The following is a 20517-nucleotide window of genomic DNA, read 5'->3' as shown; positions in this document are numbered from 1 at the left end:
CTTAATGCATTACTGTGGGGAGGATGAATGGATGTAATTAATGGTTTCCCTGGGGAGAGCCTGAAGGTCAATGACCGCGCCATACAGTTCGGCGATGGATGTTTTACCACTGCGCGAATTCAGGGGGGTAACGTAGCTTTCTTACCCGCTCATCTGCGACGGCTGCACGAAGCCTGCGGAAAACTCATGCTGCCTTTTCAGGCGTGGTCAGAGCTTGAAGACGAGATGCGTCGGCTGGCATTGGGGCATAACAGTGGTGTGCTCAAAGTGATCATTACCCGTGGAAGTGGCGGGCGGGGTTACAGCGCGTCCGGCTGCAACACACCCTCACGTATTGTGAGTGTGTCAGCGTATCCCCCGCACTATTCACGCTGGCGGGAAGAGGGAATCAGGCTCGCCTTAAGCCCGGTGCGTCTTGGGCGCAATCCTCATCTGGCAGGTATCAAACATCTCAACCGGCTCGAACAGGTGCTGATCCGTACTCATCTTGAGCAGACGACGGCTGACGAGGCGCTGGTTCTTGACAGTGACGGGTTCATTACGGAATGCTGTGCCGCGAATCTGTTCTGGCGTAAAGGCAATGACGTTTTTACCCCAATACTGGATCACGCAGGCGTAAACGGTATTATGCGTCAGCATTGCATGGCGCAGCTTAAGGCATCACCGTTTAGGGTGGCAGAAGTGTGTGCCCCAGAAGACGCCCTGACAGACGCCGATGAAGTGCTCATCTGTAATGCGTTAATGCCGATTATTGCGGTTCGTGAATATGGCGAACGGACGTGGACGTCACGGACGCTGTATCAATTTTTAGCCCCACTTTGTGAGCATTCGATTTCGTCATGAAGAAACTGTTTCGGTTCGTCCTGATTCTGGCGGTGGTACTGGTTATCGCCGCGGGCGCGGGTCTGTGGAAAGTCCGCCAGATGGCGAACAGCCCGATCCTGATCAAAGAAGACACCATATTCACGCTGAAAGCGGGAACCGGGCGCGTCGCGCTGGGGGAGCAGCTGTACGCGGATAAGATTATTAACCGTCCGCGCGTCTTTCAGTGGTTGCTGCGCGTGGAGCCGGATCTGTCGCACTTTAAAGCTGGCACTTATCGCCTGACGCCGAAAATGACCGTGCGCGATATGCTGTTATTGCTGGAGAGCGGTAAAGAAGCGCAGTTCCCGCTGCGGCTGGTGGAGGGGATGCGGTTAAGCGATTATCTCCTTCAACTGCGCAACGCCCCATATATTAAACACACGCTGAAGGACGACAGCTATCAGACCGTTGCCACCGCGCTGAAGTTTGACAACCCGGAGTGGGTGGAAGGCTGGTTCTGGCCGGATACCTGGATGTACACCGCCAATACCACGGATATTGCGCTGTTAAAGCGCGCGCATCAGAAAATGGTCGCCGCAGTGGACAGCACCTGGGAAGGGCGCATGGAAGGCCTGCCGTATGCGGATAAAAACCAGCTGGTCACCATGGCGTCGATTATCGAAAAAGAGACGGCCGTTGCCAAAGAGCGTGACCGCGTCGCGTCGGTCTTTATTAACCGTCTGCGTATCGGCATGCGTCTGCAAACCGATCCGACGGTCATTTACGGCATGGGTGAAAAATATAACGGTAAACTGTCGCGCAGCGATCTTGAGACGCCAACCACGTACAATACCTATACCATTACCGGGTTGCCGCCAGGCCCGATCGCCACGCCAGGCGAAGCCTCGCTGAAGGCAGCCGCGCATCCGGCCAAAACGCCGTATCTCTATTTTGTGGCCGACGGTAAAGGCGGGCATACCTTCAACACCAATCTCGCCAGCCACAACCGGTCAGTGCAGGACTACCTGAAAGTATTAAAGGAAAAAAATGGGCAGTAAATACATCGTTATTGAAGGTCTCGAAGGTGCCGGTAAAACCACGGCGCGTAACGTTGTGGTGGAAACGCTGGAGCAGCTTGGCATCGGCGAGATGATCTTCACCCGCGAGCCGGGCGGTACGCAACTGGCAGAAAAACTGCGCAGCCTGGTGCTGGACATCAAATCGGTGGGCGATGAGATCATTAACGATAAAGCCGAAGTGCTGATGTTTTACGCCGCCAGAGTACAACTGGTGGAAACGGTGATTAAACCGGCACTGGCGCGCGGCTGCTGGGTTATCGGCGACCGTCACGATCTCTCTACGCAGGCCTATCAGGGCGGTGGACGTGGCATTGATAACACGATGCTCGCCACGCTGCGCGACGCGGTGCTGGGTAATTTCCGCCCGGACTTAACCCTCTATCTCGACGTCACGCCGGAAGTGGGCCTGAAACGCGCCCGTGCCCGCGGCGAACTGGATCGCATTGAGCAGGAATCGCTGGATTTCTTTAACCGCACCCGTGCGCGTTATCTTGAACTGGCGGCGCAGGATGCGAGCATTAAAACCATCGATGCCACCCAGTCCCTTGACGCCGTGATCAGCGATATTCGCCATACCGTCACCCGTTGGGTACGGGAGCAAGACGCATGAAATGGTATCCATGGTTACGCCCGGACTTTGAGCAACTGATTGCCAGCTATCAGGCCGGACGCGGACACCATGCGTTATTGATCCATGCGCTGCCCGGCATGGGAGAGGATGCGCTGATTTACGCCATCACCCGCTATCTGATGTGTCAGCAGCCGGTAGAGCATAAAAGCTGTGGCCAGTGCCGCGGCTGCCAACTGATGCAGGCGGGCACCCATCCGGACTATTACGCGCTGACGCCGGAAAAAGGCAAGGCGTCGCTGGGTATCGATGCAGTCCGCGAGGTCACGGAAAAGCTGTATGAGCACGCCCGGCTGGGGGGCGCGAAAGTGGTGTGGGTCAGCGACGCCGCACTGTTAACCGACGCCGCCGCGAATGCCCTGCTGAAAACCCTTGAAGAACCGCCGGCGAATACGTGGTTTTTCCTCGCCTGCCGCGAACCGGCGCGACTGCTCGCCACGCTGCGCAGCCGGTGCCGGATCCATCACTTATCACCGCCGACCGAGAGTTATGCTATCGCCTGGCTGGCGCGAGAAACTACCGCCAGTGCGGAGGCCAGCCTCGCGGCGCTGCGTTTATGCGGCGGGGCGCCGGGGGCAGCAGCACAGTTGTTACTGACCGACAGCGCCACTCAGCGGCAAACCTTATGTACGGCGGTCAATGCCGCACTGGACAGCAGGGACTGGCTGTCAATGCTTGGCGTGCTGAATCACGATCAGGTCGCTGAACGTCTGCAATGGCTGGCGTCGCTGCTGATGGACGCGCTGAAAATGCAGCAGGGCGCGACGCTGCTCACCAACGTTGATGCACAGCCGCTGGTCAGCCGTCTGGCGCAGCATCTGCCGACGGCGCGCTTACAGGCGATCCTCTCGGCGGTGTTTACCTGTCGCGAGCAATTGCTGAATGTGACCGGCGTAAATCGCGAACTGCTGTTAACCGACCTACTCTTATGCTGGGAGCACTACCTGCAACCGGGCACCGTGCTTCCTGTGTCCCACTTCTGAAAGAGATTTTATGTTTTTAGTCGACTCACATTGCCATCTTGATGGCCTGGATTATCAATCCCTTCATAAAGACGTTGATGATGTGCTGGCGAAAGCCGCCGCACGCGACGTGAAATTCTGTCTGGCGGTTGCCACCACGCTGCCGGGCTACCGTGCAATGCGCGAACTGGTTGGCGAGCGCGATAACGTGGTCTTCTCCTGTGGCGTACATCCGCTGAACCAGGATGACGCTTATGAGGTGGAGACCCTGCGCCAGTGGGCGGCAGAAGAGGGCGTCGTGGCGATGGGCGAGACTGGTCTCGACTATTTCTACACGCCGGAAACCAAAGCGCAGCAGCAGGAATCTTTCCGCAACCACATCCGCATTGGTCGCGAGCTGAATAAGCCGGTGATCGTCCATACGCGCGATGCCCGCGAGGATACGCTTGCCATTCTGCGCGAAGAAAAGGTGACGGATTGTGGGGGTGTACTACACTGCTTCACTGAAGACAAAGAAACAGCCGGTAAATTGTTGGACATGGGTTTCTATATCTCATTTTCCGGGATTGTCACTTTCCGTAACGCAGAGCAACTTCGAGACGCCGCGCGTTACATACCGCTCGACAGGCTATTGGTGGAAACCGACTCACCGTATCTGGCCCCGGTTCCCCATCGTGGTAAAGAAAACCAGCCTGCAATGACCCGCGATGTCGCGGAGTATATGGCGGTAGTGAAAGGTGTTCCGGTTGAAGAACTGGCGCAACAAACGACACAAAACTTTGCCAGACTCTTCCATATCGACCCCGCCCGCCTGCAATTTTCCTGATAACTCAGTTTTTTTAAAGCTCGTAATTAATAGGCTTTGCGAGTAAAGTTCACCGCCTCAAACGGGGCGGTGTTGACGCTTTTGGACACATCCAGACATGACTTTTGTAAAACAGTGCAAGTTTTAAGAACGGTCCTGGCTGAAACGTGATAGCCGTCAAACAATATTACGCCGATTTATTTTACTCTGCGTAATAAATAAAGGGCGCTTAGATGTCCCGTCCACGGCGCGGTTCTCCCCCCGCGCCAATGCGTGAAAACGTAAAAAAAAGCACAAATACTCAGGAGCACTCTCAATTATGTTTAAGAATGCATTTGCTAACCTGCAGAAGGTCGGTAAATCACTGATGCTGCCAGTATCCGTACTGCCTATCGCAGGTATCCTGCTGGGCGTCGGTTCGGCAAACTTCAGCTGGCTGCCAGAAGTTGTTTCCCATGTTATGGCCGAAGCGGGCGGTTCCGTTTTTGCTAACATGCCGCTGATCTTCGCTATCGGTGTGGCACTGGGCTTCACCAATAACGACGGCGTTTCTGCGCTGGCCTCTGTGGTCGCGTACGGCATCATGGTGAAAACCATGGCGGTGGTAGCGCCGCTGGTGCTGCATTTACCTGCTGAAGAAATCGCGGCTAAACACCTGGCGGACACCGGGGTTCTGGGCGGGATCATCTCCGGTGCGATAGCGGCCTATATGTTTAACCGCTTCTACCGTATCAAGCTCCCTGAATATCTGGGCTTCTTTGCGGGCAAGCGCTTCGTGCCGATCATCTCTGGTCTGGCTGCGATCATCATGGGTATCGTGCTGTCCTTCATCTGGCCACCAATTGGTACGGCTATTCAGACCTTCTCTCAGTGGGCGGCGTATCAGAACCCGGTAGTGGCGTTCGGTATCTACGGCTTCGTTGAGCGTTGCCTGGTACCGTTTGGTCTGCACCACATCTGGAACGTTCCTTTCCAGATGCAGATTGGTGAATACACCAACGCGGCAGGTCAGGTATTCCACGGTGACATCCCACGTTATATGGCAGGCGACCCGACTGCGGGTAAACTGTCTGGCGGCTTCCTGTTCAAAATGTACGGTCTGCCGGCTGCGGCTATCGCCATCTGGCACTCAGCGAAACCTGAGAACCGCGCGAAAGTGGGCGGTATCATGATCTCCGCTGCGCTGACTTCGTTCCTTACGGGTATCACCGAACCGATCGAATTCTCCTTCATGTTCGTGGCACCGATCCTGTACGCAATCCATGCGGTACTGGCTGGTCTGGCCTTCCCGATCTGTATCCTGCTGGGTATGCGTGACGGTACGTCCTTCTCTCACGGTCTGATCGACTTTGTGGTACTGAGCGGTAACGGCAGTAACCTGTGGCTGTTCCCGGTTGTCGGTCTGTGCTACGCGGCGGTGTACTACACCGTGTTCCGCGTGCTGATCAAAGCACTGGATCTGAAAACTCCGGGTCGCGAAGACGCTACCGAAGATGCAAAAACAACCGGCACCAGCGAAATGGCTCCGGCTCTGGTTTCCGCATTCGGCGGTAAAGATAACATCACTAACCTGGATGCCTGTATCACGCGTCTGCGTGTGAGCGTGGCCGACGTGGCTAAAGTGGATCAGGCTGGCCTGAAGAAACTGGGCGCGGCAGGTGTGGTTGTTGCAGGTTCCGGTGTTCAGGCGATTTTCGGTACTAAATCCGATAACCTGAAAACCGAAATGGATGAATACATCCGCAATAACTAACAAATAGTCTGGGGAGACTGAGGGAGCCGAATGGCTCCCTTTTTTACGTCTGGTGAATGTGATGCCGGGTGGCGCTTCGCTTACACCGGCCTGGGTACTGCGCTTACACCGATCTGGGTGAAGGGATGGAAGGACACTGTCGGCCCGGCAAGCTTGCGCCGCCGGGCAAAGAGGTACCATAAAAAAGGGGAGCCAAATGGCTCCCCTTTTTGCAGCAGTATATCAGAAGCTGTAGTTTGCGCTAACCGAGAAGTTACGCGGTTCGCCAAACACATAAGTGCGGCTGTTAATGTTGGTTTCGTAGGTTTTGTCGAACAGATTATCGAGATTCGCCTGTACCGAAAGCGCTTTGGTCACATGATAACGGGCAAACAGATCCACCAGCGCGAAGCTACCTTGCTCTGAACGCAGTGTCCCGCTGGCTACCGGCACATCGGCCCAGGTACGGTTCTGCCAGTTGACGCCGCCACCGACCGTCAGGTCCGGCAACATCGGCAGGCGATAGCTGGTGAACATCTTCACGGAGGTGCGCGGCAGCTCTGAGTTCACCGCGACACCCTCACTGTCTTCCGCGACATAACGCGTTGCGCCGAATGTCATCTGCCAGTTGTCAGTCAGCGCGCCGTTCACTTCAAATTCGACGCCGCGGCTGACGGTACCATCTGCTTCACGATAGGCGGTTTCGCCGTTGCTGCCTGCAACGACGCCGCCGGTTGACTGTGCCAGATGATCCTGCTCAATACGGAACACGGACAACGAGGTGGTCAGTCGGCTGTCCATCCAGTCTGCTTTCACACCCGCTTCGTAGTTATTACCCGTAACAGGCGACAGATATTTCCCCTGGCCATCACGTTGCGTCTGTGGCTGGAAAATCGAGGTATAACTTGCATAGGTGGACCAGGTATCGTCGATGTCAAACACTACGCCCGCATAGGGTGAGGTGTTGTTCTTCTCCAGATCCTGCGTCAGGGTATGCAGTGTGTAATTGGTATAACGCGCCCCCAGAATCAGGTGCAGCGGATCCGCCAGCGAAATGCGCGTCGCCAGATACGCCGATTTCTGACGCACCGTATCTTCCTGCGCGAGGCTTAACGGCGCCCAGTTAGTTTCCGGGAAATTACCATGATAATCGTTGTAATTACCCAGCTGCGTATCGCCGATGTTTTCCCATGAGCTGAAATAGGTATTGCGCTGTTTTGTGTAATTGGTGCCGACCATCAGCTCATGTTCACGACCAAAGAGTTCATAACTACCGTTGGCAAAGGTATCAATGGCATCGACTTTACGCTTGCCCGTGTTGTAACCCGTGCCGCCAACGAACGGATAGGACGCGCCATAAGGGCTGACCATCAGACCCGTGGTTTTATCAACCTGGCCGTCGAGATACAGTGCCTTGCTGTCGAGTTCTGTTTCGGTGTGCGTACCGTTTACCGTGAGCTGCCAGCTATCGCCGAGCTTTTGTTTCAGCGTGACGAAAGTGCGCTGCGTTTCGGTATCACTGTAGGCCCAGTCAGGCGAGGTGCTGTCGCTGCGGTCGGCTTTAATTTTGCTGCCGTCGGTATACCAGCGCGGCAGGCCGCCCCAGGTCTGACGGTCAGAGTTGTTTTCCTGATAATCGTAACCCACAGAGAACGCGGTGGCGTCGGTCAGATCGGCATCCAGCACGCCATAGAAGAATTTTTTCTTCTGACCATAATGGTCCAGCCAGCTGTCCTTATCCTGATAGCCCGTTACCATACGACCGCGGATATTGCCGTTTTCAGTCAGCGGAGTCGAGAGATCTGCCACATAACGTTGCTTATTCCAGCTGCCGTACTCGGCGCTGACGTTGGTGGTGAATTCACGGCTATCGGCATGTTTACGCACCATATTGATCGCCGCAGAAGGGTTACCCGAGCCGGTCGTCAGACCATTTGCGCCACGCACCACTTCAATGTGTTCATACATGGCGGTATCCGCCAGCGCATCACCCATGTTCCAGCGAGATTCAAACAGCGTCGGAATGCCATCGACCATATAGTTGTCGATTAAAAAACCGCGGGAATAGAAAGTACTGCGATCCGAATCTGCCACGTTCTCAGAAACACCGATGGTGTTTTTCAGCACATCGCCCAATGATTCCAGCTTCTGATCTTTCATACGCTGTTCACTGACCAGCGTTACCGACTGGGGAATATCGCGCTGAACCAGCAGCATTTTAGTACCTGAGGTGGTGGTTTTAACGCTGTAGTCTTCACTTTCTGTGGCAGCCGCAGCGCCTGAGGACGAACCGTCGACAACCAGCGTATCTTCTGGGGTTGCCGTCGTAGCCGCAAAGCCCGCCGCTGGCGTCAAGGCAAAAGCAATACAAACCGCCAGCAATGACGGAGGAGTGGCAGGTGGACGTTGTCCGTCCCTGGCGTGAACGGTGAAAGACATCATTAACCCTTCTGTGTGTTGGTCTTAAAGCACAGCGCCGATACGTTGTCGGTGCGGTACCTGAGAGAGACTTATTCAGTGATGAATAGCGCATAGAAATGCAAATGCGAAATATACGCATTACAGTTCACCCTGTAAACAGATGTAATAATTATTACTGAAACACGGTTTTACCCCGCACAGCGGAGGGGCAGAGAGGGCAACCTTTCGGCAGGGTAAGAAAATGAGGTTTATAGTTGAAACATCAGGAGATTGTCACTCATACTCTCTGGCAATATTATGCAGTCATAAAGAAGGAAGACGACATGGCAGAAGAAACCATTTTCAGTAAAATTATCCGGCGTGAAATTCCGTCGGACATTGTCTGGCAGGATGAACTGGTTACCGCATTCCGCGACATTTCCCCCCAGGCCCCGACGCATATCCTGATCGTGCCTAATATTCTGATCCCGACCATCAACGACGCCACCGAAGCGCATGAACAGGCGCTGGGCCGTATGATGACCGTCGCGGCTAAAATCGCCAAACAGGAAGGCATTGCCGAAGACGGTTATCGCCTGATCATGAACTGCAATCGTCACGGCGGGCAGGAGGTTTATCATATCCACCTGCATCTGGTTGGGGGACACGCCCTTGGACCTATGCTGCCGCGCAAAGGCCACTAAGATGAGCAGAAGGCGTACCGCCGTGTTGCTGGGGGCGCTCCTGCTTGCCGGATGTAGCGCAAAGCCTGCGATCCCGGTCAGCGATGAGCAAACGCTGGTGATGGAGTCCACCGTCCTGGCGGCGGGGATCTCCGCAGAAAAACCGGAATTATCCCGCTCGGAAATTCAGTCTTCTGCGTCATCCACTCTCTACAATGAAAGAAATGTGCCGGTAACCGTGCATTATCGTTTTTACTGGTATGACGCCAGAGGGCTGGAAATGCATCCGCTGGAAGCGCCGCGAACCGTCACGGTGCCAGCTAACGCATCGGTGACGCTTTATGGCAGCGCCAACTATCTGGGCGCGCACAAAGTGCGGCTCTATCTCTATTTATAAAGGTGATTTAAATGAGAATAATGGGACGCTACGCCCTGCTTGTGACGGTGGCATTGATCCTGTCAGGGTGTCAGATTAATAAGGAACAGCCCGCCCCGGTTGACCAGGCGACACCGACACCAGAACAACCGACCACGCCGACGCAACCGCTGCCAACCGTGCCGTCGGTGCCCACAATCCCGTCACAGCCTGGGCCCATTGAGCATCAGGATGACACCGTGCAGCCCACGCCGCGCGTCCGTCACTATGACTGGAGCGGCGCGATCGCGCCCATGGTCAGCAAAATGCTGCAGGCGAGTGGCGCTGAGGGCGGCAGCGTGCTGCTGGTCGATAGCGTGAACAACCGCACCAATGGCTCGCTGAATACCGGCGAAGGTACCGATGCGCTGCGCAATGCGCTGGCGAATAACGGTAAATTCACGCTGGTTTCCGCGCAGCAGCTGGGCGTCGCCAAGCAGCAGCTGGGGCTTTCTCCACAGGACAGCCTGGGTACCCGCAGCAAAGCTATCGGCATTGCCCGTAATGTTGGCGCACAGTATGTGCTCTATTCCAGCGCCAGCGGCAACGTGAATGCCCCGACGCTGCAAATGCAACTGATGCTGGTACAAACTGGCGAGATCGTCTGGTCAGGTAAAGGCAGCGTTGCACAACAATAAACCTGAGCGTGACGCCATCCTGTCACGCTACTTTCCGCAGTTTACTCCCGCCGCAGGCCAGACAACGTCAGGGCTGTCCGGCGGGAGTGTCATTATCGACGATGGAGCTCAGCGGCTGGTGCTTCGTTATCAGCATCCGGCAACCTCATCCGCGCCTTTTTTACGTCAGTACCACGTCCTGAAACGTCTGCCTGCCTCACTGGCTCCAAAACCGCAGCGTTACGGCGAGGGCTGGATGGCCGTCGATTATCTGCGCGGTGAGGTAAAAACGGCGTTACCGGCTACCGATGCGCTGGCAGAGGTGTTGTATCATCTGCACCAGCAGCCCTGTTTTGGCTGGCGCATTACGCTGTTGCCGCTGCTTGAGCTTTACTGGCAACAGGCCGCACCGTCACGGCGCACACCGTTCTGGCTGCGAGTGCTGAAAAAACTACGTCAGCACAGAGAGCCAGGCGCATTGCGCCTTGCGCCACTGCATATGGATGTCCATGCGGGCAATCTGGTGCACAGTGCGCACGGACTACGGTTGATCGACTGGGAATATGCCGGTGATGGCGATATTGCCCTGGAGCTGGCCTCGGTGTGGATGGACGATGCCGCGCGTCAGCGGCTGGTGAATGACTATGCCCGGCGGGCCAACATCGATCCCATTATGCTACAGCGGCAGGTTAAACGCTGGCGGCCATGGGTGATGATGCTGATGGCGGGCTGGTACGAGTGCCGCTGGCAGCAAACCGGCGAACAACAATTTATCACGCTGGCCGATGAAATATGGGGCCAGTTGCCGAAGAAAGGATAAGAGAGGTGAATGTGGGTCCGGTAATGTTAGACGTTGAAGGGTATGAGCTGGATGCAGAAGAGCGCGAGATCCTGGCGCATCCGCTGGTAGGCGGCTTGATCCTGTTTACCCGCAACTATCATGATCCCGCCCAGTTGCGCGAACTGGTACGGCAGATCCGCGAGGCGTCGCATCACCGGCTGGTGGTGGCGGTGGATCAGGAAGGCGGGCGCGTACAGCGCTTCAAAGAGGGTTTCACCCGGCTGCCCGCGGCACAGTCCTTCGCTGCGCTGCTGGGCACCAAAGAGGGCGGCAGGCTGGCGGAAGATGCCGGCTGGCTGATGGCAAGCGAGATGATCGCGATGGACATTGACATCAGCTTTGCGCCGGTGCTGGATGTGGGACACATCAGCGCGGCGATTGGCGAGCGTTCTTACCATGCCGATCCGGCTTTGGCGCTGGCGATGGCGACCCGCTTTATCGACGGGATGCACAGCGCCGGAATGAAAACGACCGGCAAGCATTTTCCCGGCCACGGCGCGGTAAGCGCAGACTCTCATAAAGAGACGCCGCGCGATCCCCGTGACGAAGCGGAGATCCGCGCCAAAGATATGTCGGTCTTCCGCTCGCTCATTACCGAAAACAAGCTCGACGCCATTATGCCGGCGCACGTGATTTACAGCGACGCCGATCCGCGCCCGGCGAGCGGGTCACCGTACTGGCTGCAAACCGTGCTGCGCGGCGAGCTGGGTTTTAACGGCGTGATTTTCTCTGACGATCTGTCGATGGAAGGGGCGGCGATCATGGGCAGCTATGCGGAGCGCGGCCAGGCGTCGCTGGATGCGGGCTGCGATATGATCCTGGTGTGTAATAATCGTAAAGGTGCGGTAAGTGTGCTGGATAACCTGTCGCCGATCAATGCACAGCGTGTTACAGAGTTGTATCATAAAGGTTCATTTACGCGTCAGGAATTGATGTCATCCGCGAAGTGGAAAACGGTCAGCGCCGCGCTGGAACAGCTGCATGAACGCTGGCAGGAACATAAAACGGCTCATTAACCCGCCGTCATCGGCGCGTTGCAGTGTGGTGAGGACACAATGATCATCTATTTACACGGTTTTGACTCGAACAGTCCGGGTAATCACGAGAAAGTGTTGCAGCTGCAGTTTATCGATCCGGATGTGCGACTGCTGAGTTACAGCACCCGTCATCCCCGGCATGATATGCAGCACCTGCTAAAGGAAGTGGATAAAATGTTGCAGCTGAACGTCGATGAACGGCCGTTGATCTGCGGCGTCGGACTCGGCGGCTTCTGGGCGGAGCGCATCGGATTTTTGTGCGATGTCCGCCAGGTGGTGTTTAACCCGAACCTGTTCCCGCAAGAGAACATGGAAGGCAAAATCGACCGTCCTGAAGAGTACGCCGATATTGCCACTAAATGCGTAGCCAACTTTCGCGAGAAAAACCGCGACCGTTGCCTGGCGATCCTCTCGCGCCATGATGAAGCGCTGGACAGTCAGCGCACCGCGGCGCTGCTGCAGCCTTTCTATGAAATTGTCTGGGATGAAGAGCAGACCCACAAATTCAAGAATATCTCCCCGCATCTGCAGCGCATCAAAGCCTTTAAAACCCTCGGTTAACCCGGTACATCCTCTTAAAAGTCAGCTTAATCGCTGGCTTTTTTTTGCTTTCGCGCGGAACACGCTTATCTTTTAAGCAGCAAAACTTGATGTACATCAATTTTGGTATGACCAATGCACCGAACATGCTATTCTCGTTACCAGCAGGCTGTTTTCATGCTGGTAACTTGTTGTTAATTAAAACTTATTTATATAACCTTTACTTAACAATTGGTTAATAATTTTGAGGGGGTCACGTTGACTACACCATTGAAAAAGATCGTGATTGTGGGCGGCGGTGCAGGCGGCCTTGAGCTGGCGACACAGCTGGGAAAGAAGCTTGGGCGCGGAAAAAAAGCGAAAATCACGCTGATTGATCGCAACCATAGCCATCTGTGGAAACCACTGCTGCATGAAGTGGCGACCGGTTCGCTGGATGAAGGTGTGGATGCGCTGAGCTACCTGGCGCATGCGCGTAATCACCACTTCCAGTTCCAGCTGGGGTCGGTGATGGACATCAATCGCGACAGCAAAACCCTGACGCTGGCCGAGTTGCGCGATGAAAAAGGCGAGCTGCTGGTGCCGGAGCGTAAAATCGCCTATGACACCCTGGTGATGGCGCTGGGCAGTACCTCCAACGATTTCAACACGCCGGGCGTGAAAGAGCACTGCATCTTCCTCGATAACCCGCACCAGGCGCGCCGTTTCCATCAGGAAATGCTTAACCTGTTCCTGAAATACTCCGCCAACCTCGGTGCCAGCGGCAAGGTCAACATCGCTATTGTCGGCGGCGGCGCGACCGGCGTTGAGCTGTCAGCAGAGCTGCATAATGCGGTCAAACAGCTGCACAGCTACGGTTACAAAGGGCTGAGCAATGAAGCGCTGAACGTGACGCTGGTGGAAGCGGGCGAGCGTATTCTGCCTGCGCTGCCGCCACGCATTTCTGGTGCGGCGCATAATGAGCTGACCAAAATGGGCGTGCGTGTTCTGACGCAGACTATGGTAACCAGCGCCGACAGTGAAGGGCTGCACACCAAAGATGGCGAGCATATTAAAGCCGATCTGATGGTCTGGGCGGCAGGTATTAAAGCGCCGGACTTTATGAAAGAGATCGGCGGGCTGGAAACCAACCGTATCAACCAGCTGGTCGTCGAGCCGACGTTGCAGACCACCCGCGATGCCGATATTTTTGCCATCGGCGACTGTGCATCCTGTCCTCGTCCGGAAGGCGGCTTCGTACCGCCCCGTGCACAGGCCGCACACCAGATGGCAACCTGCGCGCTGCATAACATTCTCGCGCAGATGAAAGGCAAGCCGCTGAAAGCGTATGTCTATAAAGATCACGGCTCGCTGGTGTCGCTGTCTAACTTCTCCACCGTCGGCAGCCTGATGGGCAACCTGATGCGCGGTTCAATGATGATTGAAGGGCGTATGGCGCGCTTTGTGTATATCTCGCTTTACCGTATGCACCAGGTCGCGCTGCATGGTTATTTCAAAACCGGCCTGATGATGGTGGTCGGCAGTATCAACCGGGTGATCCGCCCGCGCCTGAAGCTGCACTAAGCATCATGCCCCGCCACACGGCGGGGCAATCAGCATATCCTTCTGCCTGACAGGGCTATTGGCTCAGACTTCTCTGAATCAGCGTATTTCCCCGCACAATACCTCTCAATCTTCCTGAATTCTGATTGGCGCACTTCGGCTTTGATTGCAAAATTGTTACCAATAGCAAAGAAGGGAGATATTCCTGTGAATAAATCAATGTTAGCGGGTATAGGAATTGGTGTGGCCGCTGCTCTGGGTGTGGCGGCTGTTGCGGGTCTTGATGTCTTCAAGAGCGGTCCACAATATGCGCAGGTTGTATCAGCCACACCAATTAAAGAGACGGTTAAAACACCGCGTAAAGAGTGCCGTAATGTCACGGTAACGCATCGCCGGCCGGTACAGGATGAGAATCGCCTGACAGGTTCCGTGCTGGGTGCGGTAGCCGGTGGGGTGATTGGTCACCAGTTTGGCGGTGGTCGCGGTAAAGACGTGGCGACAGTCGTGGGGGCATTGGGTGGCGGCTATGCCGGCAACCAGATCCAGGGCTCATTACAGGATAATGATACCTACACCAGCAGCCAACAGCGCTGTAAAACGGTGTACGACAAATCAGAAAAAATGCTCGGTTACGACGTAACCTACAAAATTGGCGATCAGCAGGGCAAAATTCGTATGGATAATGACCCTGGTACGCAAATTCCGCTGGACGGCAACGGTCAGCTGATCCTGAACAACAAAGCGTAAAAAAGCAGTCCCTACATAATTGACTCCCCAATCGCTCAGGCTGGGGAGTCCTTTTTGTTTGTACCTGTCTGACTTAAACCGCAGTATCTTTACTTTGTTTCACCAGCAGGGCGGCGGTGACAACGACCGATACGAACGCGAAAACCACTGAATTGCCGCATAACACCCACAGACTAAATAACAATGTTATTACTATTAGCACTTTAAGGAATGGTAATAGCAAAACCATTTCATTTTCCTTCTGCATGTGAACAGCCATCGAACGTGTCTTCATGACCTGCAAATTGCTCCTATCTTATGTGTGCTAATGATTAGCACAAAAATAATCACCATTAAGAATAGCAAAACGAGACGGAATGCCGAAAGGTCTGACCTATTACTGCAACAGGGCAGACCAATCAAAACGGCAGAAGAAAAGGATCAGGATTTCAGCAGTTCGGGCCACAGCCGCAGGGTGGTAGTCGTAATTTGCAGCAGTTTTTCCACGCACGCGCCTTCACGGGCGCTGACAGACATACCCTGCAAAATGCAGCTTAAAAACTGTGCAAGGGCGTGAACATCGCGGCTGGCGGGAATTTCGCCGCGCGCCTGACGTTGCTGTAAAAACTGTACCAGCGTTTTTTCCTGCAGCGCGTGACGCGATTTGATTGTCTGCGCAATCTCATCAGAGGAGGCCGCCAGCGTGGCAGAGGTATTGATCAGAAAACAGCCCGCTGGCGTGTCTTTGCTGGTAAAGCAGGTCGCGACGGAGGTGAAATAATCACGCAGCGCCTGCTCAAGCGGCTTGTCCTCACACAGCAGTTGTGCGTCATGCCGGACGGCAAAACGGGCGATATAGCGATCCAGCACGGCGCGGAACAGCCCCTCTTTATTGGTAAACTCCGCATACAGCGTCGGTGCTTTTGCGCCGGTGGCTTCTACCAGATCCGCTAAAGAGGTGGCCTCATACCCGTGCTGCCAGAACAGCGTCATGGCTTTATCAAGCGCGGCGTCCCGATCGAAGGTTTTCGGTCGGCCACGGCTTTTTTTAGTACAGCAGGTCACATCGTTGGTCATAGCGCCGCCTGAATAATGATGTTTGTTGAACGATCATTATAAAAATAACCGGCGGCCTTTACAAACTTTGCGCAACCTCTTGATGTTCCGTGACATCTACCGGCATACCAGAACGAACCTGCATCACTTCATCCATCAGCACGGTATTCGTTTGTGCATCGGCTTTGAACGCTTCCATTGCGCTGTTTAAGACGATCGGCTGGGTTTTCGGATCGTCATTAATGGATTTGGAGAGCGGTTGATGCACTTCTACGAGCCGTCTGCCGTCAGGCTCCAGTGACGCTTTAATTGGCGTGTTAATGATATTCACTTTGGTGCCAGGCGTGACTTTTTTAAACAGCGTGGCAATGTCGCCATCGCGCAGACGAATACAGCCGGAGCTTACGCGCATGCCAATGCCGAAATCCGCGTTGGTGCCGTGCAGCAGGTACACGCCGCCGTAGGCCGCCAGACGAATGGCGTGATGCCCCATCGGGTTATCCGGCCCGGCAGGGACCACGGCGGGCAGATCAACGCCCTGGGCTTTATAACGGGCGCGAATATTCGCGGTGGGTGTCCAGGTGGGATTCGCGCGTTTGTCCGACACGGTGGTCACCATGGTGGGCGTCAGAGTGTCGCCCCCCAACTGGCCAATGCCGATGGGATAGATCGTCACCTCTTTTTTTCCTGGCGGGTAGTAATAAAGACGCAGCTCGGCAAGGTTAATGACAATCCCTTCGCGCGGCACGTCCGGTAGCAGGGTTTGCAGGGGAATGGTCAGCACGCTGCCCGCGCGGGGCACATAAGGATCCACGCCGGGGTTGGCCTGCAATAGCGCAAGGAATCCGACATTGTATTTTTTAGCGATTGCTTCCAGCGAGCCGCCGTCATTCTCAACGAGGTGGAAGCGGTTTTCTCCTACCACGCGACTGCCTGTGGCGGGCAGCGGCCAGGTATTTGCCTGAGCAGGGAGGGCGAGGGTCAGCGCCGAGGCAACGGCAACGTACGTCAGCCAACGGGTAAAACGCGAGGTTATCATTAGGATCATCACCCACAGGTATTTTCAGGTTATTGTTATTTCAACATAAACCTCAATTATGGATGGCGAACGTGTCGGGAAACCCAGGGGAAGTGCAAAGAGTTTGTAAAGGCTGACGCACCGCCATCGGACGGTGCGTCAGTGACCTCAGGCGACGGCGTTTTCCGCCAGTTTCTGCATAAACTGACGCACCCATTCAATACGGGCTTTTCGCTCACCGAGATCCTGGAAGAACTTCAGGCGTGTCGGCCCGTCGAGGCGGAAATGCTGCGGCTGCTTTTGCAGCAGACCAATCAGCCACACCGGGTCAACGTGATTCTTCTCGGCGAACTCAATGGTACCGCCTTTGTCATTGCCCTCCAGCTTGCGAATGCCGAGCCGCTGCGCCTGTTGACGCAGCAGTGCCACTTCAAGCAGGGTACGCGCCGGATCCGGCAGCAGGCCAAAGCGGTCGATCAGCTCCACCTTGATCTCATCCAGTTCGTTCTCACTTTTCGCACTGGCGATCCGTTTATAGAACGACAGGCGCGTATTGACGTCAGGAATGTAATCATCCGGGATCAGCGCGGGCATACGCAGTTCCACTTCCGTCTGCTGACTGGTGAGATCCTCAAGGGACGGCTCGCGCCCGGCTTTCAGCGCATCGACAGCATTTTCCAGCATCTCCATGTACAGCGAGAAGCCAATCGTCTCCATCTGGCCGCTCTGATCTTCGCCGAGCAGTTCCCCGGCCCCACGGATCTCCAGATCGTGCGTTGCCAGCGCAAAGCCCGCCCCCAGATCTTCCAGCGAAGCAATGGCTTCGAGGCGTTTCTTCGCGTCACTGGTCATCGCTTTAGGATGCGGCGTCAGCAGCCAAGCGTAGGCCTGATGATGGGAACGCCCGACGCGGCCACGCAGCTGGTGCAATTGCGCCAGACCAAAGTGGTCGGCCCGCTCAATGATAATGGTGTTGGCGGTGGGAATGTCGATCCCGGTTTCGATGATGGTGGTGCACACCAGCACATTAAAGCGCTGATGATGGAAATCATTCATCACCCGCTCCAGTTCGCGCTCGCGCATCTGACCGTGACCGATGGCGATACGGGCCTCCGGCACCAGTTCCGCCAGCCGCTGTGCGGCTTTCTGAATGTTTTCCACATCGTTATAGAGGTAGTACACCTGGCCGCCACGCAGGATTTCACGCAGCATGGCTTCGCGCACCACCAGTTCGTCGTACTCGCGCACAAAAGTCTTCACCGCCAGACGACGGGCAGGCGGGGTGGCGATAATCGACAGATCGCGCATGCCGCTCATGGCCATATTCAGCGTTCGCGGGATCGGCGTGGCGGTCAGCGTCAGAATATCCACGTCGGCGCGCATCGCTTTGATGCGTTCCTTGTGGCGCACGCCAAAGCGGTGCTCTTCATCGACGATCAGCAACCCCAGATCGCGCATCTTCACATCGCTTTGCAGCAGCTTGTGCGTGCCGACCAGAATATCAATTTTCCCTTCGGCGGCCTGTTCAAGGATTTGTGCCTGCTCTTTGGCGCTGCGGAAGCGGGAGAGCATTTCGATGCGTACCGGCCAGTTGGCGAAACGATCGCGGAAGTTATCATAGTGCTGCTGCGCCAGCAGGGTGGTCGGCACCAGCACCGCTACCTGCTTGTGGTTTTCCACCGCCAGGAAAGCCGCCCGCATCGCCACTTCGGTTTTCCCGAAGCCCACATCGCCGCACACCAGCCGATCCATCGCCAGCGGTTGACACATATCGCTGAGCACCGCGTTGATGGCTTGCGCCTGATCGGGCGTGGTTTCAAACGGGAAGCCTTCGCAGAACAGCTGATACTGTTCGCGGTCATGCTTAAACGCAAACCCGCTTTTCGCGGCGCGCTGAGCGTAAATATCCAGCAGCTCCGCCGCCACATCGCGGACTTTTTCCGCCGCTTTCTGCCGTGCCCGTGACCAGGCATCGCTGCCCAGTTTATGCAGCGGCGCATTTTCTTCGGCGCCTCCGGCGTAGCGGCTGATCAGATGCAGGGAAGAGACAGGCACATAGAGTTTGGCATCGCCCAGGTAGGTGAGCATCAGGTATTCGCCCTTGATGCCACCCGCTTCCAGCGTGGTCATCCCGGCATAGCGTCCGACGCCGTGCTCCAGATGCACCACTGGTTGTCCAGGATGCAGCTCCGCCAGGTTACGGATCAATGTATCCGGGTTGATGGTGCGGCGATTATCCTGACGACGGCGGGAGACGCGCTCGCCCAGTAAATCGCTTTCGCAGATCAGCGCCCGGTGACGAAGGGTATCGACAAAACCGCGCTCCGCCGCGCCAATAATCAGATAACGCCCGTTGCCGGTCGCGTCATCCAGACGCTGAATACGCTTCGGCGCGATTTTAATCCGCGCCAGCAGTTCGCCTAATGCTTCACGACGGCCCTCGCTCTCTACCGAGAACACCACCGGGCCGCTGAAGGATTCGATAAATTTACGCAGCGCCTCGAGCGGCGCTTTTTGCTGCGCCTGCACCGCCAGATCCGGCAGCGTCTGATAGCCCAGATTGGTGTTGGCAGCTTTGTTGGCCAGCTTGTCGGTTTTCAGCTGGATACGCGGCCAGCTTTTTAGCTCGCCGAACAGTTCGTCGGTACGCAGCCACAGGCGGGACGGTGGCAGCAGTGGTCGCATTGGATCGACGCCGCGATTTTCATAGCGCGCCTGGGTGTCGTTCTGGAAGCGCTCCGCGCTGGTTTCCAGATCGCCGGTATTCACAATCAAGGTGTTCGCCGGGAAATAACTGAACAGCGCCGGCAGCGGTTCGCTGAAGAACAGCGGCTGCCAGTATTCAATACCGGTCGGCAGGGTGCCTTTACTCACCTGCTGATAGATGTGCTCTGCATCGCGCTTCACCTCAAAATTGTCACGCCACTGGCTGCGGAACAGTTCGATGGCGGCTTTATCCGTCGGGAATTCGTGGGCAGGCAGCAGATTAATCGCCTCCACTTCTTCTAGCGTGCGTTGCGTGTCGGCATCGAACAGGCGCAGGCTGTCGATTTCGTCATCAAAGAAATCAATACGGTAGGGCTGTTCACTGCCCATCGGGTAGAGATCCAGCAGCGCGCCTCGCGTGGCATATTCACCGTGCGCCATCACCTGATCGACATGCCGGTAGCCAGCATTATCCAGCTGCACGCGCAAGGCATCACGGGACAGCCGCTGGCCTTTTTGCATCACCAGCGCATGGCCATGCAGGAAGCTGTGCGGGCAGACGCGCTGCATCAGCGTATTCACCGGCATGATCAGCACGCCGCGCTGCATGGCGGGCAGCTGATAGAGCGTCGACAGGCGGGAGGAGATAATTTCCTGATGCGGTGAGAAGCTGTCGTAAGGCAGCGTTTCCCAGTCGGCCAGATTCATCACCAGATGATCGGTAAACTGCCTGATTTCGTCGTGCAGACGCAGCGCGTTTTGCATATCGGGCGCGATCAGGACGACCGGGCCATGATGGCGTTCAACGATTTCGGCCACTTCGGTGGCGCAGGCGCTGCCAGTAAGTTCGCCCAGCTGACGCTGGTCGCCTGCTCTGGAGGGCAGGGAGTAACGGAATTGTTCAGGCATAGCGGGTGTCATGATCT

Annotated in this window: 18 protein-coding genes; 14 read left to right on the top strand and 4 right to left on the bottom strand. The window is 55.9% G+C overall.

What is annotated here, in order from left to right; genetic code table 11:
- Positions 1–27: 27 nt before the first annotated feature.
- The 6 genes from pabC to ptsG all read left to right on the top strand — a co-directional run bounded on the left by pabC (position 28) and on the right by ptsG (position 6031).
- Positions 28–843, top strand: coding sequence for an aminodeoxychorismate lyase (pabC, locus tag KW828_RS01755; RefSeq protein ID WP_218334720.1), 816 nt, complete (start codon positions 28–30; stop codon positions 841–843).
- Positions 840–1862, top strand: coding sequence for a cell division protein YceG (gene yceG / locus KW828_RS01750; RefSeq protein WP_218334719.1), 1023 nt, complete (start codon positions 840–842; stop codon positions 1860–1862). Before pabC ends, yceG begins: the two co-directional genes overlap by 4 nt.
- Positions 1852–2493, top strand: coding sequence for a dTMP kinase (gene tmk, locus KW828_RS01745; RefSeq protein WP_218334718.1), 642 nt, complete (start codon positions 1852–1854; stop codon positions 2491–2493). The genes yceG and tmk overlap by 11 nt, the downstream gene beginning before the upstream one ends.
- Positions 2490–3494 carry a DNA polymerase III subunit delta' gene (holB, locus tag KW828_RS01740; RefSeq protein WP_218334717.1) on the top strand — a complete coding sequence of 335 codons (1005 nt, stop codon included), beginning with the start codon at positions 2490–2492 and terminating at the stop codon, positions 3492–3494. The genes tmk and holB overlap by 4 nt, the downstream gene beginning before the upstream one ends.
- Positions 3495–3504: 10 nt before the next feature.
- Entirely contained in the window at positions 3505–4299 is a 795-nt protein-coding gene (locus tag KW828_RS01735) for a metal-dependent hydrolase (protein ID WP_218334716.1), read from the top strand.
- Between the two features lie 298 nt (positions 4300–4597).
- Positions 4598–6031 (top strand): PTS glucose transporter subunit IIBC, encoded by a 1434-nt coding sequence (gene ptsG, locus KW828_RS01730; protein ID WP_218334715.1) that lies wholly within the window; start codon positions 4598–4600, stop codon positions 6029–6031.
- 222 nt (positions 6032–6253) lie between these two features.
- Here the strand turns inward: ptsG and fhuE are convergent, their stop codons facing one another.
- A complete protein-coding gene (gene fhuE, locus KW828_RS01725) occupies positions 6254–8449 on the bottom strand; it encodes a ferric-rhodotorulic acid/ferric-coprogen receptor FhuE (protein WP_218335350.1) in 2196 nt (731 codons plus the stop codon).
- A 305-nt stretch (positions 8450–8754) separates the two neighbouring features.
- Here fhuE and hinT point away from each other — a divergent pair, with 305 nt between their 5' ends.
- The 8 genes from hinT to KW828_RS01685 all read left to right on the top strand — a co-directional run bounded on the left by hinT (position 8755) and on the right by KW828_RS01685 (position 14832).
- Positions 8755–9114: a purine nucleoside phosphoramidase gene (hinT, locus tag KW828_RS01720; protein WP_218334714.1), complete on the top strand. Its 360-nt coding sequence runs from the start codon at positions 8755–8757 to the stop codon at positions 9112–9114.
- Position 9115: 1 nt separating this feature from the next.
- Positions 9116–9490: a YcfL family protein gene (locus KW828_RS01715; protein WP_218334713.1), complete on the top strand. Its 375-nt coding sequence runs from the start codon at positions 9116–9118 to the stop codon at positions 9488–9490.
- Positions 9491–9501: 11 nt separating this feature from the next.
- Positions 9502–10146, top strand: coding sequence for a penicillin-binding protein activator LpoB (lpoB, locus tag KW828_RS01710; protein ID WP_218334712.1), 645 nt, complete (start codon positions 9502–9504; stop codon positions 10144–10146).
- On the top strand, positions 10133–10945 hold the full coding sequence (thiK, locus tag KW828_RS01705) for a thiamine kinase (RefSeq protein WP_218334711.1): 813 nt from the start codon (positions 10133–10135) through the stop codon (positions 10943–10945). The genes lpoB and thiK overlap by 14 nt, the downstream gene beginning before the upstream one ends.
- 11 nt (positions 10946–10956) lie before the next feature.
- A complete protein-coding gene (gene nagZ / locus KW828_RS01700) occupies positions 10957–11982 on the top strand; it encodes a beta-N-acetylhexosaminidase (RefSeq protein ID WP_218335349.1) in 1026 nt (341 codons plus the stop codon).
- A 39-nt stretch (positions 11983–12021) separates the two neighbouring features.
- Positions 12022–12564 (top strand): alpha/beta hydrolase YcfP, encoded by a 543-nt coding sequence (gene ycfP / locus KW828_RS01695; protein ID WP_218334710.1) that lies wholly within the window; start codon positions 12022–12024, stop codon positions 12562–12564.
- 237 nt (positions 12565–12801) lie between these two features.
- A complete protein-coding gene (locus tag KW828_RS01690) occupies positions 12802–14106 on the top strand; it encodes an NAD(P)/FAD-dependent oxidoreductase (RefSeq protein ID WP_218334709.1) in 1305 nt (434 codons plus the stop codon).
- 186 nt (positions 14107–14292) lie between these two features.
- Positions 14293–14832, top strand: coding sequence for a glycine zipper 2TM domain-containing protein (locus KW828_RS01685; RefSeq protein ID WP_218334708.1), 540 nt, complete (start codon positions 14293–14295; stop codon positions 14830–14832).
- A gap of 420 nt (positions 14833–15252) precedes the next feature.
- On the opposite strand, the gene KW828_RS01680 is transcribed toward KW828_RS01685, so the two are convergent.
- The 3 genes from KW828_RS01680 to mfd all read right to left on the bottom strand — a co-directional run bounded on the left by KW828_RS01680 (position 15253) and on the right by mfd (position 20500).
- On the bottom strand, positions 15253–15888 hold the full coding sequence (locus tag KW828_RS01680; protein ID WP_218334707.1) for a TetR/AcrR family transcriptional regulator: 636 nt from the start codon (positions 15886–15888) through the stop codon (positions 15253–15255).
- Between the two features lie 58 nt (positions 15889–15946).
- Positions 15947–16906 carry a L,D-transpeptidase family protein gene (locus KW828_RS01675; RefSeq protein WP_371316071.1) on the bottom strand — a complete coding sequence of 320 codons (960 nt, stop codon included), beginning with the start codon at positions 16904–16906 and terminating at the stop codon, positions 15947–15949.
- Between the two features lie 147 nt (positions 16907–17053).
- Positions 17054–20500, bottom strand: a complete 3447-nt coding sequence (mfd, locus tag KW828_RS01670; protein WP_218334705.1) for a transcription-repair coupling factor — start codon at positions 20498–20500, stop codon at positions 17054–17056.
- Positions 20501–20517 lie beyond the last annotated feature (17 nt).

The sequence above is a fragment of the Enterobacter sp. ENT03 genome (assembly GCF_019218745.1).
GTDB lineage: Bacteria > Pseudomonadota > Gammaproteobacteria > Enterobacterales > Enterobacteriaceae > Enterobacter_D.
This window is presented reverse-complemented; position numbering and strand designations above follow the sequence as displayed.

What these genes read in the sequence shown, in the direction of transcription:
- holB (WP_218334717.1), top strand. Translation starts at nt 2,490, where the DNA reads ATGAAATGGTATCCATGGTTACGCCCGGACTTTGAGCAACTGATTGCC.
- pabC (WP_218334720.1), top strand. Translation starts at nt 28, where the DNA reads ATGGATGTAATTAATGGTTTCCCTGGGGAGAGCCTGAAGGTCAATGAC.
- tmk (WP_218334718.1), top strand. Translation starts at nt 1,852, where the DNA reads ATGGGCAGTAAATACATCGTTATTGAAGGTCTCGAAGGTGCCGGTAAA.
- KW828_RS01715 (WP_218334713.1), top strand. Translation starts at nt 9,116, where the DNA reads ATGAGCAGAAGGCGTACCGCCGTGTTGCTGGGGGCGCTCCTGCTTGCC.
- hinT (WP_218334714.1), top strand. Translation starts at nt 8,755, where the DNA reads ATGGCAGAAGAAACCATTTTCAGTAAAATTATCCGGCGTGAAATTCCG.
- fhuE (WP_218335350.1), bottom strand. Translation starts at nt 8,449, where the DNA reads ATGTCTTTCACCGTTCACGCCAGGGACGGACAACGTCCACCTGCCACT.
- mfd (WP_218334705.1), bottom strand. Translation starts at nt 20,500, where the DNA reads ATGCCTGAACAATTCCGTTACTCCCTGCCCTCCAGAGCAGGCGACCAG.
- ycfP (WP_218334710.1), top strand. Translation starts at nt 12,022, where the DNA reads ATGATCATCTATTTACACGGTTTTGACTCGAACAGTCCGGGTAATCAC.
- ptsG (WP_218334715.1), top strand. Translation starts at nt 4,598, where the DNA reads ATGTTTAAGAATGCATTTGCTAACCTGCAGAAGGTCGGTAAATCACTG.
- KW828_RS01675 (WP_371316071.1), bottom strand. Translation starts at nt 16,906, where the DNA reads ATGATAACCTCGCGTTTTACCCGTTGGCTGACGTACGTTGCCGTTGCC.
- yceG (WP_218334719.1), top strand. Translation starts at nt 840, where the DNA reads ATGAAGAAACTGTTTCGGTTCGTCCTGATTCTGGCGGTGGTACTGGTT.
- KW828_RS01735 (WP_218334716.1), top strand. Translation starts at nt 3,505, where the DNA reads ATGTTTTTAGTCGACTCACATTGCCATCTTGATGGCCTGGATTATCAA.
- KW828_RS01680 (WP_218334707.1), bottom strand. Translation starts at nt 15,888, where the DNA reads ATGACCAACGATGTGACCTGCTGTACTAAAAAAAGCCGTGGCCGACCG.
- lpoB (WP_218334712.1), top strand. Translation starts at nt 9,502, where the DNA reads ATGAGAATAATGGGACGCTACGCCCTGCTTGTGACGGTGGCATTGATC.